11 protein-coding genes and 5 pseudogenes are annotated in these 17312 nt (G+C 55.7%); 6 read left to right on the forward strand and 10 right to left on the reverse strand.

Annotated elements, in window-relative coordinates; translation table 11 throughout:
- Positions 1-67 precede the first annotated feature (67 nt).
- Positions 68-2518, reverse strand: coding sequence for a penicillin acylase family protein (locus ACK6BI_RS22055; protein WP_409318711.1), 2451 nt, complete (start codon positions 2516-2518; stop codon positions 68-70).
- 143 nt (positions 2519-2661) lie between these two features.
- Positions 2662-3306 carry a glutathione binding-like protein gene (locus tag ACK6BI_RS22060; protein ID WP_409318712.1) on the reverse strand — a complete coding sequence of 215 codons (645 nt, stop codon included), beginning with the start codon at positions 3304-3306 and terminating at the stop codon, positions 2662-2664.
- Between the two features lie 139 nt (positions 3307-3445).
- Here ACK6BI_RS22060 and ACK6BI_RS22065 point away from each other — a divergent pair, with 139 nt between their 5' ends.
- Positions 3446-4006: a cysteine hydrolase family protein gene (locus tag ACK6BI_RS22065; protein WP_409318727.1), complete on the forward strand. Its 561-nt coding sequence runs from the start codon at positions 3446-3448 to the stop codon at positions 4004-4006.
- A gap of 146 nt (positions 4007-4152) precedes the next feature.
- Here ACK6BI_RS22065 and ACK6BI_RS22070 read toward each other — a convergent pair whose 3' ends face one another.
- The 6 genes and pseudogenes from ACK6BI_RS22070 to ACK6BI_RS22095 form a co-directional block, all read right to left on the reverse strand.
- Positions 4153-4359 carry an SEC-C metal-binding domain-containing protein gene (locus ACK6BI_RS22070; RefSeq protein WP_065261929.1) on the reverse strand — a complete coding sequence of 69 codons (207 nt, stop codon included), beginning with the start codon at positions 4357-4359 and terminating at the stop codon, positions 4153-4155.
- A gap of 5 nt (positions 4360-4364) precedes the next feature.
- On the reverse strand, positions 4365-4847 hold the full coding sequence (locus ACK6BI_RS22075) for an LEA type 2 family protein (protein ID WP_409318713.1): 483 nt from the start codon (positions 4845-4847) through the stop codon (positions 4365-4367).
- 41 nt (positions 4848-4888) lie between these two features.
- A complete protein-coding gene (locus ACK6BI_RS22080) occupies positions 4889-5410 on the reverse strand; it encodes a YchJ family protein (RefSeq protein WP_409318714.1) in 522 nt (173 codons plus the stop codon).
- 659 nt (positions 5411-6069) lie between these two features.
- A protein-coding gene (locus ACK6BI_RS22085; protein ID WP_409318715.1) for an IS3 family transposase occupies positions 6070-7177 on the reverse strand; the annotation gives its coding sequence in 2 pieces (ribosomal slippage) (positions 6070-6919 and positions 6918-7177; 1110 coding nt in all).
- A gap of 434 nt (positions 7178-7611) precedes the next feature.
- Entirely contained in the window at positions 7612-10953 is a 3342-nt protein-coding gene (locus tag ACK6BI_RS22090; protein ID WP_409318716.1) for a P-loop NTPase fold protein, read from the reverse strand.
- A 536-nt stretch (positions 10954-11489) separates the two neighbouring features.
- A pseudogene (locus tag ACK6BI_RS22095) lies at positions 11490-12912 on the reverse strand (IS1182 family transposase).
- A 252-nt stretch (positions 12913-13164) separates the two neighbouring features.
- Here ACK6BI_RS22095 and ACK6BI_RS22100 point away from each other — a divergent pair.
- A complete protein-coding gene (locus ACK6BI_RS22100) occupies positions 13165-13533 on the forward strand; it encodes a histone-like nucleoid-structuring protein, MvaT/MvaU family (protein ID WP_346610536.1) in 369 nt (122 codons plus the stop codon).
- A 118-nt stretch (positions 13534-13651) separates the two neighbouring features.
- Here ACK6BI_RS22100 and ACK6BI_RS22105 read toward each other — a convergent pair whose 3' ends face one another.
- Positions 13652-13879 (reverse strand): hypothetical protein, encoded by a 228-nt coding sequence (locus tag ACK6BI_RS22105; RefSeq protein WP_409318717.1) that lies wholly within the window; start codon positions 13877-13879, stop codon positions 13652-13654.
- 294 nt (positions 13880-14173) lie between these two features.
- Here ACK6BI_RS22105 and tssD point away from each other — a divergent pair.
- From tssD to ACK6BI_RS22125, 4 pseudogenes are all read left to right on the forward strand, one after another.
- Positions 14174-14356 (forward strand): annotated as a pseudogene (gene tssD / locus ACK6BI_RS22110) (type VI secretion system tube protein TssD); the annotation flags it as partial.
- Between the two features lie 184 nt (positions 14357-14540).
- Positions 14541-15173: pseudogene (tssI, locus tag ACK6BI_RS22115) on the forward strand (type VI secretion system tip protein TssI/VgrG); the annotation flags it as partial.
- 31 nt (positions 15174-15204) lie between these two features.
- A pseudogene (locus tag ACK6BI_RS22120) lies at positions 15205-15798 on the forward strand (RHS repeat domain-containing protein); the annotation flags it as partial.
- A 38-nt stretch (positions 15799-15836) separates the two neighbouring features.
- A pseudogene (locus tag ACK6BI_RS22125) lies at positions 15837-15983 on the forward strand (PAAR domain-containing protein); the annotation flags it as partial.
- 159 nt (positions 15984-16142) lie between these two features.
- On the opposite strand, the gene ACK6BI_RS22130 reads toward ACK6BI_RS22125, so the two are convergent.
- On the reverse strand, positions 16143-17300 hold the full coding sequence (locus ACK6BI_RS22130; protein WP_409318718.1) for an EAL domain-containing protein: 1158 nt from the start codon (positions 17298-17300) through the stop codon (positions 16143-16145).
- Positions 17301-17312: the final 12 nt, after the last annotated feature.

The raw sequence follows: 17312 nt of genomic DNA on the forward strand, positions 1-17312 counted from the left end.
GTTCGATTGATTTTTTGAGCGGTCGCATGATCGTTCCCACGCAGAACGTGGGAACGATCAACGGAGATTACTTGCCGGGAGTCAGCGTCAGCCGCGTCTTGCCATACACCCGCTCAAAGTTCTGCGGCTGCATCGGCAAGCCGATGTACTGGCCCTTGAGCCAGGGATCGACCCCGTTGAGGTAGTTCGGGCTGGCCGGGTTACCCGATTGCCCCGTACCGTTCTGGCCCGTCAGCGGTTCGTTCTGGCTGAAATCGACGATGAAACGCATCGACGGCGCCCGGGTGGTGTTGAAGTCCTGGCCCCAGGCAAACGCCGCGCTATTGAGCGTCGTGTGATCGCCGCCAGCCGCGACAGGACCGCGAACGGTCTGGCCGTTGGCGTTCTTCCATTCGTAGCGGTGCAGTTTGCCCCATTGCCAGGCTTTGTGATCGCCGCCCAGTTGGCTGTCGCCGGCGCTGATTGCCGCTGCCAGGCTGCGGGCGAGGATCGCCGGTTTGTCTTCTTTCTGCGGTGTGCGGGCGTCGTCCCAGAACGGGCTGTCCTCACGGCCCAGCAAATGATCGGCCTGGGCCGAGTAGGACAGATCGCCATTGGCGATAAACGCTTTCCAGGCGGGGCTGTTTTGCGGGCCGAGCTCATCGAGGAAGATCTGCTTCATGCTTTCCTGCAGAAACAGCTCGTAGATCGCCGCATCGGCAGAGCTCGGGCTGAGCTTGCCGTCAAACGCCATCAGGCGGCTGTAGGCCTCGCGGGCCTTGCTGCGGTCGGCTTCCGGCAGGGCGTCGATCGCCTGTTTCAGCGGCTGCGCCATGCCTGGAGCTTCGAACATCTTCTTCAGTTTGGCGGCGAACGTGGTGGTCTGGTCGTACTGCATGGCGATCATGCTGCGGCCGTCCAGTTTGCCGCTGCCGGCCATTTCCGCGAGGCGCTCGCCACGCTCCGGTGCGGCCCAGGAATTGGACAACTGCATGCCGTAGCCGTGAGGAATGACCCGCTGGTTGGCGGTGCCGAGCCAGCCCTGCGGCGGATCCTGATCGTACGGGTGCAGCATCGGGTCGGCGTAACCGTCCCAGTCGTAGCGACCGTCCCAGCCCGGCGACGGCAGCAGGCCTTCGCCTTCGCGGCGGTTCGGGAAACGCCCGGTGACCTGCCAGCCGATGTTGCTGGCGTCGGCAAACACCAGGTTCAGCGCGATGGCGCGGATTTCCCGGCTGGCGTCGGACGCGCGTTCAGCGGTTTGCGCGCGGCTCAGATCGAAAAACGCATCGAGGGATTTGTCATCGGTGAAGCTCGGGGTCTGCAAGGCCAGGCCGAAACCAGCGCCCTGGGTGCCAGCCTGAGCACTGTTGAGCAGCGCGCCATGGCGGGTTTCGTACACCGCTTCGCGAATCGGCCGCTGGCCTTTGACGAAATAGGTTTCGTTGCGCACGCCCAGCGGTTGCCATTTGCCGTTGACCTCGTAGGTCAGGCTGCTGCCCTGGCGGCGGATTTTTTCCAGGAACAGGTCCTGGTTGTCACCGAAGACACTGGTCGCGCTCCACGCCACTTTGCCGTTGAACCCACCGAGCACCATCGGCAGACCGGCCACGGTCACGCCGGCGGCCTGGTATTTCGGTGCGTGAATCTGCACGAAACTCCACAGCGACGGCGCGGCCAGCGGCCCGTGGCTGTCGCTGGCCAGCAGGCTCTTGCCGCTGCGGCTGCGTTGCGGGGCAATCGCCCAGTTGTTCGACGTGCTGGCGCCGAGCAGGTTCATCGCCGCCAGTTGTTCACTGGCGTTGCTCAGCTCGCTCAGGCCCGGAATCTGCCCGTTGAGCTTGATGCCTTGCAGCTTGTCGGCTTCAGCCAGCGGCAGGTTTTCGTCAGGGGCGGACGGGGTCAGCCACGCCAGTTTGTCGGTGGTGACGGTCTGCGCCAGCACCAGCGAAGCGATTTCCTCCGGCAGGTTGGCCGACTGGCTGAAGTTCAGCAGGCAGAAAATCAGCGCCGAATCTTCCGGTTTCCAGTATTCAGGCTTGTAGCCGCTGGAGGCCAGGTCCCCCGGCAACTTGTCGGCGTAGCGGAACAGGTAGGCGTTGACGCCCCGGGCATAGACTTCGAAAAAGCGCTTGAGCCTTGGCGACGAGGCCTTGTACAGCTCGCCGGCGCTTTTTTTCAGGTTGACGGCGCGCATGTAGCGGTCGGCGTCGAGCATTGACGATCCGGACATTTCCGCCAGTCGACCCTGGGCCAGCAGGCGCAGGGTGACCATTTGATTGATGCGGTCGCTGGCGTGCACATAACCGAGGGCGAACAAGGCGTCGTGGAAGCTGTTGCTTTCGATCAGCGGCATGCCCATGGCATTGCGCCGTACCGAAACGTTCTGCGCCAGGCCCTTGAGTGGCTGTACACCGGAGGTCGGCGGGAGGGTGTCCTGAGCGTTCCAGGTCTGGCAACCGGAGAGGCTCAGGACACCGGTCACTGCTGCGGCAACGCCGAACCGGGGAAGAAAATGTGAAAGGGCTGGCGAGGCCATGGCAAAGCTCCTGCGGGGGGTAGAGGCTGGGGGCGCAATAAAGCCGCTACGTTAGTGAGCAGGAGGGGGCCGCGCAAGCGGGACGAGCGGTTATTTCTTCCCGTTGATCGTTCCCGCGCACGGGAACGATCAGGCCAGGTCACTCAAGCCTTCGGCGGATTGATCTTCTGCACCAACGCGTAGGCTTTCACGGTCGCCGGACGGTCCTTGATGTGGTTGAACCAGCGCAGCACGTTCGGGAAGTCTTCCAGGTTCTGGCTCTGCCACTTGTGGGAGACGATCCAGGGGTAGATCGCCATGTCGGCGATGCTGTATTCGCTGCCGGCGACGAACTCGTTTTTGGCCAGTTGTTTGTCCAGCACACCGTACAGGCGAGCGGTTTCATCGATGTAGCGCTTGATCGCATAGGGAATCTTTTCCGGGGCGAACTGGCTGAAGTGATGGTTCTGCCCGGCCATCGGCCCCAGCCCGCCCATCTGCCAGAACAGCCATTGCAGCGCCACCTGGCGGCCACGCAGATCCTTGGGCAGGAACTTCCCGGTCTTTTCGGCGAGGTACAACAGGATCGCCCCGGACTCGAACAGCGACAACGGCTCGCCGCCATCGGCCGGCTCATGATCGACGATCGCCGGAATGCGATTGTTCGGTGCGATCTTCAGGAAGTGCGGCTGGAACTGCTCGCCCTGGCTGATGTTGATCGGGTGCACGTTGTAGCGCAGGCCGGCCTCTTCGAGGAACAGGGAAATCTTGTGGCCGTTGGGCGTGGTCCAGTAATACAGGTCGATCATGGAAAGCTCCAAATCAGGAAAGGTACGGACAGCAAACGCCGGCTTCAGGTTGTCCCGTGTGCGTTCGATAGCTTGCTTGGTTACAGGAGGTGATGTTCAAGTACGGGAAATTCAATGACCCCGCGTGAGAAAAATCGCCATGGAGCTTAAGGCCAACGCTGCACTGATCATCATCGACCAGCAAAAGGGCATTCTGGAGCCGCGTCTGGGTCGACGGAATAATCCGTTGGCCGAAGAACGGATCCTCGATTTGCTGAACTTCTGGCGGCGCAGCGGGCGGCCGGTGATCCATGTTCAGCACTTGTCGCGCTCGCCGGATTCAGTGTTCTGGCCCGAGCAGTCCGGGGTGGAATTTCAGGAAAGGTTCTTGCCTCGGGACGGCGAATGGCTGATCCGGAAACAGGTGCCGGATGCGTTTTGTGCAACAAAGCTTGAAGTGAAGTTGCGTGAAGCCGGGATCGGGCAATTGGTCATTGTCGGCGTGGCCACGAACAATTCCGTGGAGTCCACGGCACGCACGGCGGGCAATCTGGGGTTTGATGCGTGGGTGGCGGAGGATGCGTGCTTTACCTTCGACAAGGCTGATTATTTTGGCACGCCGCGCTCGGCTGAAGAGGTGCACGGGATGTCGCTGGGGAATCTGCACGGGGAGTATGCGACGGTGGTCAGCAGTGCCGAGGTTCTCGGGGGCGTCCGATAGGGATTTGCCGAATGTGCTATCGCCATCGCTGGCAGGCCGGCTCCCACGGTGGGGGGCATTCCATCTGAAGGAGCCGGATCCCAATGTGGGAGCGAGCCTGCTCGCGAAGGCGATGGTTCAGGCGAAGAGATTCTTCGCCTGAACCATCAAGCGCCGTGGCACTTCTTGAATTTCTTGCCGTTGCCGCACGGGCAAGGGTCGTTGCGGCCGACGTCCTTCAGGGCGTTGCGCACCGGCTCCTGGTGGGCGTGGCCGCAGTGCGGGCCGTGGACATGGCCATGGTCGTGATCATGATGGTGATGGTCATGATCGTGGTTGCAGTCAGGGCCATGGACATGAGGTTGCTGGGTCATCGGGGTCACTCCGTAATCAAATCGGCGGGGATTATCACGCCATTGCGTTCCAGGTGCACGTAGTGAGCGATGAATAAACCGGTTTCCATCTCGCCCTGCAGGCGGTAGGGAACCTGCTGGTGCGGATTCTTCAGCATTTTCACCACGTCCTTGACCCTCGGCCACAGGTTGGTGCGGATCGGCACTTTGTAGAAGGCACTGCTCCTGGCGCCGACGGTGATCCAGTGCTCATGCTCGCCCTCGGCCAGCAGCATGTCGGCCAGGTGCACGCGGTATTCCAGGCCGCGCACGGTCAGCTCGCTGTCGTTAGGGTTGTCGATGCGAAAGTGCAGGATGAATTTCTGCTCCAGCAGTTTGGCCCGCACCACTTCGACCTTCACCAGGTGCACGGCGGGGTCGAGGGTGTCGTCGGCGAACCATGAGGCGCAGCCGCCGAGCCCCAGAAACAGCAGCAGCGTGAGGGTCTTGAATGTGTGCCAACGGACCATCGCAGAACTCCCTTTTGCGCCCAGTCTAGTCGCCACTCACCTCACGCGCCGAAATAGCCCGCGCAACACTTCTTGAACTTCTGCCCGCTGGCGCAGGGGCAGGCATCGTTACGACCGAGCTTGAGCTGTACGGTCGGGTCGATGAAATACCAGCGCCCGCCGTTCTGAACGAACGCGGAACGCTCGCGATGGCTGTGCTCGCCCTGACTGTCGTGCCAGCGTGCGGTGAAGGTGACGAAGGCGTGTTCCGGCTGACCGCCGAAGACTTCCGAACTTTCGACGTCGAGGCCCAGCCAGGTGCTCGAAGCACTCCAGGCGCTGATCGACTGCCGATCGAGCCCGGTCTGTTGGGCGGGCAGGGTGGTGGCCACCAGATAATCGATCAGGCCCAGCACATAGGCGCTGTAGCGCGAACGCATCAGGGCTTCGGCGCACGGTGCCGGATGGCCGGCGTGATAATGGCCGCAGCAGGCATCCAGCAGATTGCCGCTGCCGCAAGGGCAAATGGCTGTACTCGATCCTTCCGGAGCCTTGCTAACTGTTAAATGTATTTTATCTTCCATAAATCAGTCACTTACCTAATCTAACTTTTTTCAAGTATTACGCGTGGAACGAGTGAGTGAGTGCCAATCTGCGATCGCCATTCCATGGCACCCCCCTCCTTTGAGCGTTCGTCTGATGTGGAGTTTAGGCCATGACGGCTGCGAATGTTTGGAGGTAGTGATCCTCAATCCTCAAGGAAAACGAACTCCCACGCCGGCGCTATCCGCCGCACATCGAAGCCAGCTTCGAATTGCTCAAAAGCATCCTGAGGCGAAAGTGCTGGACACTTGAAGGATCGACCCTAGCTAGGATGCTGGGTGAATAGCTTGAGACGATAGCTTGGGCGTTGCTGCTGGATGTGATTTTCCTGCACCTGCTGGATGATGCGGGACAGGTAAGCTCCTGCTTGTGATCTACCACCACACTGCGTGGTATTGTCGATACCAAGCCAACGGGACTTGGAACCAGTCCCATCAGATCGGTCGATGATGCTAAGACGACTAGCCGGGCGTATGAAATCAGGACGATAGACGGGATGCATCAAGCCAATCATGAGTGACGACGAAACTGGTATAGCAACGATTGCAATCGACAAAGTTCGCGCATCAAAGGCGGGGTGTAGTGGTCAACTAATGCCGGACACGACGTTGAGTTTTTTCTCGGCCTGAGCTGGGGCCAATCAGTTGTTGAATTGGTGCGGTCTAATCCAGTTGCACCGATGCATCAGGTAATGACTGATGTCGCGGTGCGCTTCTTGAGATGTCATGTAGCCCACGGTCGGTATCCATTCTGTTTTCAAGCTGCGGAATACGCGCTCCATCGGTGCGTTATCCCAGCAGTTTCCTCGCCGGCTCATGCTCTGACGTATGCGGTATCGCCACAAACGTTGGCGAAATAACCGACTTGCATATTCCGATCCTTGATCCGAGTGGAACAGCAGACCCGAAGGCCGGCCACGTTTTTCGTAGGCCATATCCAGCGCCTTGATCACCAGTTCAGCGTCTGGCTTTTCCGACAGTGCCCAACTCACAATTCGACGTGCACAAAAATCCAGTATGACAGCCGGGTAATGCCATTTTCCTTGCGCCCAAATGTAGGTGATATCGCCGCACCAGACTTGATTGGGGGCTGGTACATCGAATTCACGGTTCAACGTATTCGGGATATCGAGTCTTTCCACTGTTGCCCGTTTGTAAGCGTGAGAGCCAGGTTGTTTGCTAACTAAATCAAGCTCGCGCATCAAGCTGCGCACTTTGAATCGACCAAGTAGCTCACCGTCTTCACGCATCAACGACAAGATTCTGCGACTGCCAGCAGCGCTGCGGCTTTGCGAGAACAGTTCACTGACGCGACTACGCAATCGAAGCCGTTCTACATCGGGCGTGCGGCGCCGCAGGCGCTGGGCGTAGTAACACGAGCGGGTGACGTCAAACACATTGCACAGCCAATCAACCGGCTCATGGGCGCTCAACTGGTCAATCAGCGCGAACGCTTGTGATCTTCCGACATGAAGAGCGCGGTAGCCTTTTTAGTATGGATTTCTCTCGCTCAAGCCGGGCAATCCGGGCTTCAAGCTCCTGGGTTTTTTGCTGTTCCGGGGTCAGCGCTTTGCTCTGCGGAGTGACGCCTTGGCGCTCCTGCTGAACCTGATCGACCCACCGGTGCAGGGCCGACTCGCCGACGCCGAGTGAACGGCTGGCTTCGATGTAGCTGTAGTTTTGCTTGAGCACGAGGTCGGCAGCCTCGCGTTTGAATTCAGCAGAGAAGGAACGGCGTTGTTTGGTCATCTGACACCTCGATCTGGCGAGCATTCTCGCCTAAATGGGTGTCCGGTTTCATTAGACCACTACAGGTAGCTTGAACGGTCGTAAACGGCCAGGAGAGGCAGCTAACGGCCCAGCGTGTGTAAAAACGATTCGCCAAAATTGGAGTGTGCGCGGTTACGTCGAATCTGAAATTTCTCGGCACGTCAGCAGGTGCGGATTTTACGTAGAAGCGCGATTCTCAGTCCGGGCTTGAGTACCTGTCGCGCTGAAAAACGTTTTTACACAGCCTCGGCCAAAAGCGGACATCGGCAAGCGACCGCTGCCGGCCAAAGCGGTCATTTCACATGTCTGCCAAGCTAGGGAAGATCCAGGGTCCTGGGGTTCTGGGCGCCGCTCTGAACCATATCGCGCTCCCCCGCCCTGTTACGAATTTTTGTCGCCGCTGTCCTTATTCCTCATTTCTCGTTTGTGGTCTCCTCGCTATCCTTGGTCTTGAATAAGGACGCGAACCACTTCTTGGATGCAAATTTCTTGTACAGCCGAGGGGACTGAGTTTTCAGCTCGGCTACCACCGATACCATAGCCTCGCGAAGTTCCTTGGAGTATCGATACGCTCCAATTTGATCGGCTTTGCTGTCCAGGAACAGCGCCACTTTATCCGCTGAAGCCGGAGTACTTCCCACTTTTTCTAAAATCCTGATCAACCGGGATGCTTCGTCGACATTGGTAGGTTGAATGTCCTGAATAAGCGAAGCAAAGCTTTGAAGCACAGAAATTAGTCGATCGATTTGCTTTGGGTCGGAATAGAAGAGCGAACGAAGGCGTGCGCCGACGACGTGTTTCAACGGTGTATCCAAGACCTCGATCATCGCCTGGAGAAGAGCTATCGTAGCACTGTCCAACTCAAACTCAACTTCACCACCGACATAGTGATTAAGCGAAGCCACGATGCTGTCGGCGATTGTGGAGGCTCCGGAAAGTTTCATCCCTCGGGCCGCCGTCGCCTGAAGGATCTTAGTCATTTGAGGCAATGCCTGACCGATCACCGTACACCACTGTTCCTCGGTTTGACTCGGAGAATCAACCAGTCTGAAGGCGAAGGTTTTGAAATTCTTGAAGCTTTCGTCGCCGGTCGCTAAAGCCAAATCGAGGAAGTTCAGATCCACTTCGTGGAGCTGTTTCAAGCCCTGATCTGTACGCAGATCCCAGCTTTCGAACCACGACAGAACCTCATCCGCGCTTACTCCAGCAGGTTCGACCACGTCGGTCAATGTAGTGAAGTTTTTCATAATCCACGGTACGGGTAGCCGCGAAAAGCTTCTCTCCTTGATAAGTTTGGCAATGTACGGCGCAATGATATCGGCCACCTCGCTGGTTACCAGCGGCAAGATATCTGTGCATTTCAATGTCGCATTCCCAAGCGCCCAGAACAGCTCGGAACCAAAGACTTGATCCAGATTCGGAATCGTTGCGAGTGTTGCGGGGTCCGTCTCGCGCATGTACACGATAGCTGCTACTGCGCGGACAGTCTCTGTAGGATCGCTGGATAGCAGCGATGCCAAGGTAGTCAACACGGTAGAGTCGATCGTCTCTACAAGTGCGAGGCACACCACCGCTGCGTCTTCTGATCCGCCATCACAAAGCGTGGCGATCACCGCTACATCCGCCGCGCTGATCCCCCCAACGACCCCTTCGGACACTTTTCGATGCCTGTAAACCCAAACGAGTGCGGGGCCTACCTGATCACTGTCCAACGGCGAAGCAGTGAGTGCATGTTCGTCTGTACTCACCAATTGCAGATTGGCGTTCGGATAGGCCTTCTCGCTCGGCGCGAAGTCGATGGCCCGAATGATTTTCATCTCATTGATGGCCGGCAGTAGGTGCATAACGTATTCGACTCGGTCCAAGACCATTCCGTCGAATGTCTCACCAACCCCGTTCAGATACGAATCGTATTCGACAAGGTCTGCCTTAAGCACAGCAAATTCCGCCTCTTCATATGGCTTGCCGATGCGTACATTGATCGAGTCTAAAAGACTCTTACCATGCGCGGTGATCAATCCGCGATCAAGACCCAATTCGATACACTTCTCAACGGACTGATAGAAAACGGCATTACCCCTGCTCTGCTTGGGAAGCACCTCTAAACGCTCGGCATTGAGCTGCATCATGAGACTTCCCACCCATTCTCCGCCATGCTTGGCATGCGCTGCACTGATGATTGGCAGCAGAACCGACAATGTCGGGTTGGTAGCCAAATAACGCTTAAAAGCGTCGGCAAAGCCAAAAAGCGAGGTCAGTGAGAACAACTTGTTTTCGTCGCCCGAGGCTATGGCATTCAGCATAGGTTCATCGATCAGTTCGGCAATCGCAATTTTGCTGGTTGTCAGGAAGTGGATCTGAAGCAGCTGTATCTGCCAGCCCTCTTCCATCCCCTCACCGCACAAGACTCCTAACAATGCCTGCGTGTGAGCATACTTAGCCGCGGTCGTATCATCGACTTTGTTTTCAGCTTTGAATGCCGGAGAAATCCCGTCTCGCCTGAGAATTTCCTCCATAGGCACTTCGTTGTATCTGCAAAGTAGAATATGTGCCGCAATACATACTAAGTTTATCTGCTCGCCTACCACCAAAGCGGTGGTAGCAATATCGTTTATGTACTTCTTCTGCAGCCTGGGGGTGACCAGGCCATTGGCCATTGGGCTGTGCCGATGGAGCAGCTGCGCGCACTGCTCTGCCAACTGAGCGTCCGCGGCCGGGAAGGTGTGACCCCAAAGCTTCTTGAAGCCGTCCTTCCATCCGGAAGTGATAACAGGCGGTGCGCGGAAAACAACTGGGAATTTCTTGGCGATGAAGTCTCGCGAATCGTATTTGCGATCCGCATCGGCACCAAGATAGGCCGCAACTTTATTCGAGCAAAATGGCACGACCACGGTCAGGTTTTCAGCCGACGCCACCGAGGTGAAGATTTCCAAGTCACTCCAAACGCTACGAAGGTTATCTTTAGGCAACCTGTCAAGGTTATCCAGGATGACTACATAGTGCTGTGCAGTTACTTGGGTGAGCTGATAAGACAAGGTTCGCTTCAAATCAAGCGGCGTCACTTCCTTAGCGGTTTCAATCTTTTCATTGATCGTATCCTCGCTTGAACCTTTGAATAGACTAAGCAGGCTCCATTTTTTGTTGGTTTTACCTACCTTCTTCTTTCGATTGAATAGCCACGCAAATAACAGGACTAAAACAGGACTTAACAAGGCGGCCCAGTTAACCAGCAGCAGTGTGCTTGAAACCTCAACCGCGGGTTGTGCAAGTGTCTCGGCAGCAGGCTTTGTAAGCTTGAATATTTCCTTGAATGCGCTGGTGGAAAAGAACAAGCTTGCGAGCAGTGCAAGAGCCCAAGCACTTGCATGGCTGGTGGTGATTTTGGTGTATTCGAATTCACGCCCGAGGGCAACATCTCGGCTGTTAGCCAAAGACTCGGCCTCAACGCTGCCGGCTTTTACATCCTTCAGCAACTGCTCGGTAAACAGTTCGATGAAATTGCTTTTGGTGGAGCCTTGATAGTTTTGCTCGCAGTCAAACAACCAAACACGGTAGCTATCATCGGAAGCCTTCAGCTTCGACCCAAGCATCGTCAATATTGAGCTTTTTCCCGAACCAAACTCTCCGTCCAGGCCTATCACCTGAGAGGAACTAGGCGCCATGATGTAGCTGTGCATCGCTGTAGCGACCTTGTCGTGGCTGCCGCCGGGGAATAGATCCCTATCTGCGGGGAGTTCGGTATGAAAGTTGATCAATTCCGCATAGTCCTTGGAATAGCTCTGAGTGCCGGAGGACAGTGGATGCTCCTCATTGGGCCTGCAGATTCCTCGCCGGAATCCGTACTGGTACGGCCAATCCTAGCGAACCTGGCCGCCTGATGGATAGCACAATGGCAGCATGACCGAATCGTGACACGTTGGATTGGCGTTTTTTAGTCAACAGTGGTTACTGAACTGACCATATCTTTTTGGCCGGCAGCGGTCGCTTGCCGATGTCCGCTTCTGGCCGAGGCTGTGAAAAAAACGTTTTTCAGCGCGACAGGTACTCAAGCCCGGACTGAGAATCGCGCTTCTACGTAAAATCCGCACCTGCTGACGTGCCGAGAACGGTCGTTTTGACCGGCTGCAATCGGCCCAGAGTGTGTAAAAACGCTCATAACCTGATCGTCTTGAGCCATTGACGTTCGTTGGCTGAGCGATCACACGGTCAATGCTTCGAGTCGCACCGGTCGCGACCTGGAACACGTAACGTTGTTTTTACAGCCTCTGGAATGGGCCAAAACCAGCCTTTTTCATGCCGACAGCGCCTTCATTAAACCGTTAGCACCAATGATTTTCATGACCCGTTTCAAATTGTAGGCGAGCACATTCAAGCTCATCTCCGCGCTCACCCCAGCCAGCTTTCGTGTCAGGAAGTGCGTTGCACCCATCCATTGTTTGAGCGTCCCGAAGGGATGCTCAACAGTCCGTTTTCGGACGCGCATCATCTCCGGTGCCTTGCTCAGCCTAAGCTGCATTTCCTCCAATACAGCTTCATGCTCCCAGCGTCGAACTCGTCGTTCCGTGCTCGGGGTGCATTGCGACTTCAACGTGCAGCTCTGGCATTTCGAACTCCAGTAACGGTGCAACGTCAGGCCTTTTCAACGTAGGAGTAGTGCCAGACCAGCGCCTCGCCAGCCGGGCAAATGTATTCGTTTTTTGCCGCGTCATAGATGAAGGCATCGTTACTGAAACGCCCGTCAGCCTTGGCTCCAGAGGTCATCGGTTTGGGCACATAGGCGGTGATACCGGCATCGTGACAAGCCAAGGATTTGTTCGCTTTTGAAGTAACCTCGGTCAGCCACTACCGACAACGTATCTGACGCCATCGCCTCGCGGGCCTGCTTGGCCATTGAGCTGAGTTGATCCCGGTCGGAACCGACGTTGGTCACCTCATGTGCAACGATCAAATGGTGCTGAGTATCGACCGCTGTCTGCACGTTGTAGCCGACGATTCCTGTGCCGCGCGTCATCATGGAACGGGCGTCTGGATCGATCAGTGAGACCTGTTTATCCGGCGATTCATTGAGCTGGATTTCGATCGCTTGAAGCTCCTTCATTTGAGCTTGGCGATTTTCTCTTCCAGCCGCCCGGCACTGGGCTCGGAAGCTATGGGTTCTTGCCGATCGGCAGCATCGAGTGCCGCTAGGTAACGGTTGATACTCGATTCAATTTCTTCCATGCGCCGCTTCAGTTTGGCGCTGGTGAAATTGCGGTCGCGGTTGTTGACGGCTTTGAACTTGCTGCCATCGATCGCAACCAGATGTTCTCCGAACAGTCCCAACTGCTGACACAACACGACGAACTGGCGGCAGACGCCTCGGATGGCTTTGCTGTTGTCTTTTCGGAAGTTGGCGATGGTCTTGAAGTCCGGCATCAAACGCCGGTCAACCACATCAGTTCGACGTTGCGCTGGGCTTCTCGCTCCAAACGTCGGCTCGACTGGATGCGGTTGAGATAGCCGTAGATGTAGATCTTCAGCAGGATCGCGGGGTGGTAAGCCGGCCGGCCAGTATCAGCTGGAATGGCACCTTCAAAACCCAGATTGACCAGGTCGAGTTCGTCGACAAAGACGTCGACTACGCGCACCGGATTGGTATCGCTGACGTAGTCGTCGAGGCGCTCGGGAAGTAAGGTGCCTTGGCCTCGATGTTCGCCTTGGATAAAGCGCTTCATGGGCGATCTCTGCGATGAAATCCTCAGAAATCATAGCAAGGGTTCGCGGAGGCGTTTTTACACACTCTAGGCCCAAAGCGGTCGGGAGGATCTATGGCGTCTGAGGCGATTTATTGACTAGAAATCAACGAGCCGTATCATCGCTGCATCGCTTAGGACGACTTAGTAAAACCGCTTTACTGAGAGGTAGTACAATTACCTGTTTACCTTTGTCAGCGCTATAATGCCGCCACTACTTACTGGAGGTATTACATGTCCCGTCTTGCTGAATTTCGCGCCCTTGAACAACAGCTTGCAGCTCAGTTGGCTGAGCTTGAGTCACTCAAAAACGACGATGGTCTGAAACGCGAGATTGAGTTTGAGCAAAAGCTCCGTGGTCTTCTGGGTGAATACGGCTACAGCTTGCGCAACATCGTTGCGATTCTCGACCCACAGTCCTCTAGCCGCCGGGCTCCAGTAGCCGCAGAGACAAAAGGTACCCGAAAGCCTCGCGCCGTTAAGGTTTACAAGAATCCTCACACTGGTGAAGTCGTCGAAACTAAAGGCGGCAATCATAAAACGCTGAAGGATTGGAAAGCAGAACACGGCTCCGCGACTGTTGAGTCCTGGCTGACGAAGTGATTTTGGTGTAAGCGCAAAAGGGCTCGAGAGGGCCTTTTTTGTTGAGGGATATTTGAAGAGAGTGATCGATACCTGCTCTCTGAGAAAGAGGAGTATCTCTGCAGTTGTCTGCTGGGCATTACTCTGACGGTGTACGCAAAATCTTGCCGGCCTTCACTTCGTCTGCGTATTGAGTCAACCGATCCGCCTCGATATGCAGCGCCTCAATTTTCCGCATGGCTGCAAGCAACTCGGCCTCACCGTACTGTTTGGCCTTTCTGAACATGTCTTGGGCTGCGTCTTCGAGTGCTAGTGCAGCGCTTTTTAGATCACGGCGCAAATCCTGATTAGTTTTCGTCAGCCCCATGTGGATTGCCTCCTTCAAAAGTCGTTGGTGAGGTCGATATGTCAAAGACCTACAGTATGAGTCGCCGTTAAGCCTTTGGCATAGCGGATAGATCGCATCTTGAAGATCTCATAAGCGAGGGGAAAGCAGGCAGTCCCGTACTGTCTTGGAAGATAAAAAATATGGCTCCTTCGGGCCAAGCTTGGGTTGCGATTTTTCATGATTTCGGAAAGGGAGCGCCTCTGATTTTCGGCCGTGCTGAAGTGCTGACTTGGTCTGGCTATATCAGAGTTTTAACCGTTGATGTGTTGTGGCGAAATCGTTATCCAGTGGTACCGCACTTCTGCTCAAGGTACTCAAGAGCACTACTACACTACCAAACTGGAAGACGCGATCATCGCCGCCATCAACAACAAAATGCATAACTGCCAGGATCCAGGCAACGCGCACTTCACTCACCTGGAAGAAGTGCAGTTCACCTACCGCAAAATCACCTAGACCCATGAAGTATCCGGTACTTCGGGTTCCGATGACTGGCGTGCTCCAGTCGTTTAATTACGGCTGATGGTTGTACCGCCCCGGCCGGTTTCGCTAGTCGGGGCGCACTCACTTTCAAAGAATTTTTTGCCAATAGCCTCTTGAGGGCTGTCGCGCGTCGCAGCACTGCGCGAGGAACAAGGGAATGTTCTCACCGGCCATCCAGCCCCATTTCAAACTGACCATCGACGGCGCGGACAGCGATTTCCAGGTGCTGTCGTTCACCGGTCGTGAGGCCTTCAACACGCCGTTCGAATTCGAGCTGGAACTGGTCAGTGAAAAGGCCTCGATCAACCTCGAAAGCGTGCTGCACAAACTGGCGTTTCTTCAGCTGTCGCCGAGCGGCACTGGCATTCACGGGCTGGTCTACAGCATCGCCCAGGGCGAGGCGGGCAAGCGCCTGACCCGCTACAAGATCTCCCTGCGCCCGCAACTGGCGTACCTTGCGCATCGGGTCAACCAGCGCATCTTCCAGCAGATGACCGTGCAGCAGATCATCAGCAAGGTCCTGGAAGAACACGGCATCCTCGCCAGCGATTATCACTTCCAACTCAGTGCGATTTACCCCGAGCGCATCTACTGCGTGCAGTACGACGAATCGGACCTGGATTTCATCCAGCGCCTGTGCGAAGAGGAGGGGATTCACTACCACTTCCAGCACACCGCCAGCGGCCACAAACTGACCTTCGGCGATGACCAGACGGTGCTCCCGAAACTGGCGCCCGTGGCCTATCAGCAGGACTCAGGACTAGCGCTCCGATATGCGCAGGGACCTGTTTGATCGACTGGTGCATTTTGAGGACCCGCGCATGAGCGTGGATTTCGCCTACGACGCACTGGGACGCCGCCTACACAAAAACTCCCGCGCCCACTACAAACAGCGGCCTGAAGCAGGTTCCCTCTGGAACAGAAACGAACACGCCCGCAAGCAGCGCGAATTCGGCTGCGGCTTTACCTTGTGCGGCTGGGATGGCGACAACCTCGCTTGGGAAAGCAGCCCGGCGCAAAGCGATGGCGAGCCGGGACGAACGGTGCACTATGTTTTCGAGCCGGGCACTTTTGTCCCAGTTGCGCAGGTTGTACGGCATGCGCCGATCAATCTGATTGGGCTACCGGATTACAGCGGTGTATACAGCCTCGATGAAGACCCGGTTTGGAATCGCAAGGCAACGGTATTACCGTTTGATGCGTTGGCCTGGTACCAGTGCGATCACTTGGGAACGCCGCAGGAACTGACGGACTCGCACGGCAACATGGCGTGGACCGCGCAGTGCAAGGCGTGGGGGCTGGTGACGGAACAGCGTTCAGAATGGGGGCGGCAGCATGGTGTGACGAATCCGATACGGTTCCAGGGGCAGTATCACGATCATGAGACGGGGCTGCATTACAACAGGCATCGGTATTACGACCCAAGCGTTGGTCGGTTTATAAGTAAAGACCCTGCCCCCTGTGCAAAGGGATTTTCCCGATTGCCGAGGGCAGCAGCACTTACACCGTGGACGGCACATCCATCGCGCTGGACGGTATGAAAACCGCCTGTGGGGCGGCGCTGATTGCCAGTGGCCCGAAAGGTACCGTGATCAGCTAAGTATCTGAATTTCGATTAAGCATACTTCAACGTCGCGTCGAGGTTCCGCCGTCGCTTTATTAGCTTCTCCACCGCCGCGCCGTCTCCACGCTCAGATGCGATACGCACCGCAGTCGTATCCAAATTACGAGCAGAGAGTGGAAGACCAATGCATCGAGCTTAAGACGCGTAAGTGAAAAACTGGTCGAATGGCATAGGCGGGGCAAAGTAATACCCTTGTCCTATATCACAGCCTAGGTTTGCTATTCGATCAAAATCCTCTTCTGTCTCTATACCTTCGGCGACAACAGACAACCCTAAATCATGAGCCAAATTGATAGTGTATAGCAATATTTTCTGGGCCAAAAAACTTGTACGCGCCGAACGAATACAGCATTTATCAATTTTTAAAGTACTAAATGGGGTTCTCGCCAAGCGTTGTAGTGAGGACGTACCCGTTCCAAAATCATCAATTGCGCAGTTGAAACCGGTCAGTCGCAGGTGTCCAATAACTCCTGCCAGAGCAGGCTCTTCCAGTTCACAGATTTGCTCGGTGACCTCAATGCTCAATTGATTTGGTTTGAGGTTTGCATTGACTACGCTCTGGACCAGGTTCTCTGCCCAGGCAAGAGTATTTGCAACATCTGGCGTAACGTTCAATGCAAACGTCAGAGATGATGTATTTAGTGCGCGTAGTGCTGCTAAGGTTTGCTCAAGCATGCGTTTCCAGAGATTGGAACGTGCTTCCGAAGAATTGAAACTCTCAAGGAAATGAGAGGGGGATAGAACCCCGTGGACGGGGTGCAACCATCGAGCGAGAACTTCAGCCCCATAAAGTGCCTTATCAGAAACGCGGTGCTGGGGCTGGAAATATGGAGCTATTTGCTCTAAACACGATTTGACCAATTCCTCGTTGAGCGTTGGAAATATAAAACTGTTTCTGTGCTTGGCCGTTGGTGGGTGCTTGAGGTTTGAGAGCTCTATGACATCAAGTATCTGAGGTGGACCAGGAGTAAGCCGGATGCCGATGCCTTTAAACCACGCGTAGTCCCTGACTGCTGCTTCCACATGCGCGTCATTGCTATGAGTGAGCAGAATTCGAGTCAGACAGGTCATGACCTGAGAGGCCAAAGCATCGATTACCTGTAGTCCGGTTATACCATTCGCTTTGAGTGGTGCGATTATGAAATCCCACTGCTTTTGATTGATAAAGTCCAAGGCAGATTGAGAATCTACTTCCCGATAAGTGCAGTTCGGGAGTGCATGAGATAATAGGCTGGAGATTTTATCATCGCTGTAACTGTTTTCGGATATCACGAGAACGTTTAATGAGTGCATATACAGTGGTGC

The organism is Pseudomonas sp. KCJK9016 (assembly GCF_046231795.1).
In the GTDB taxonomy this organism is placed as follows: domain Bacteria; phylum Pseudomonadota; class Gammaproteobacteria; order Pseudomonadales; family Pseudomonadaceae; genus Aquipseudomonas; species Aquipseudomonas bananamidigenes.

Coding starts and splice junctions, on each gene's coding strand:
- ACK6BI_RS22075 (WP_409318713.1), bottom strand. CDS start 4,847: ATGGTCCGTTGGCACACATTCAAGACCCTCACGCTGCTGCTGTTTCTG.
- ACK6BI_RS22080 (WP_409318714.1), bottom strand. CDS start 5,410: ATGGAAGATAAAATACATTTAACAGTTAGCAAGGCTCCGGAAGGATCG.
- ACK6BI_RS22065 (WP_409318727.1), top strand. CDS start 3,446: ATGGAGCTTAAGGCCAACGCTGCACTGATCATCATCGACCAGCAAAAG.
- ACK6BI_RS22105 (WP_409318717.1), bottom strand. CDS start 13,879: ATGGGGCTGACGAAAACTAATCAGGATTTGCGCCGTGATCTAAAAAGC.
- ACK6BI_RS22130 (WP_409318718.1), bottom strand. CDS start 17,300: ATGCACTCATTAAACGTTCTCGTGATATCCGAAAACAGTTACAGCGAT.
- ACK6BI_RS22055 (WP_409318711.1), bottom strand. CDS start 2,518: ATGGCCTCGCCAGCCCTTTCACATTTTCTTCCCCGGTTCGGCGTTGCC.
- ACK6BI_RS22070 (WP_065261929.1), bottom strand. CDS start 4,359: ATGACCCAGCAACCTCATGTCCATGGCCCTGACTGCAACCACGATCAT.
- ACK6BI_RS22100 (WP_346610536.1), top strand. CDS start 13,165: ATGTCCCGTCTTGCTGAATTTCGCGCCCTTGAACAACAGCTTGCAGCT.
- ACK6BI_RS22060 (WP_409318712.1), bottom strand. CDS start 3,306: ATGATCGACCTGTATTACTGGACCACGCCCAACGGCCACAAGATTTCC.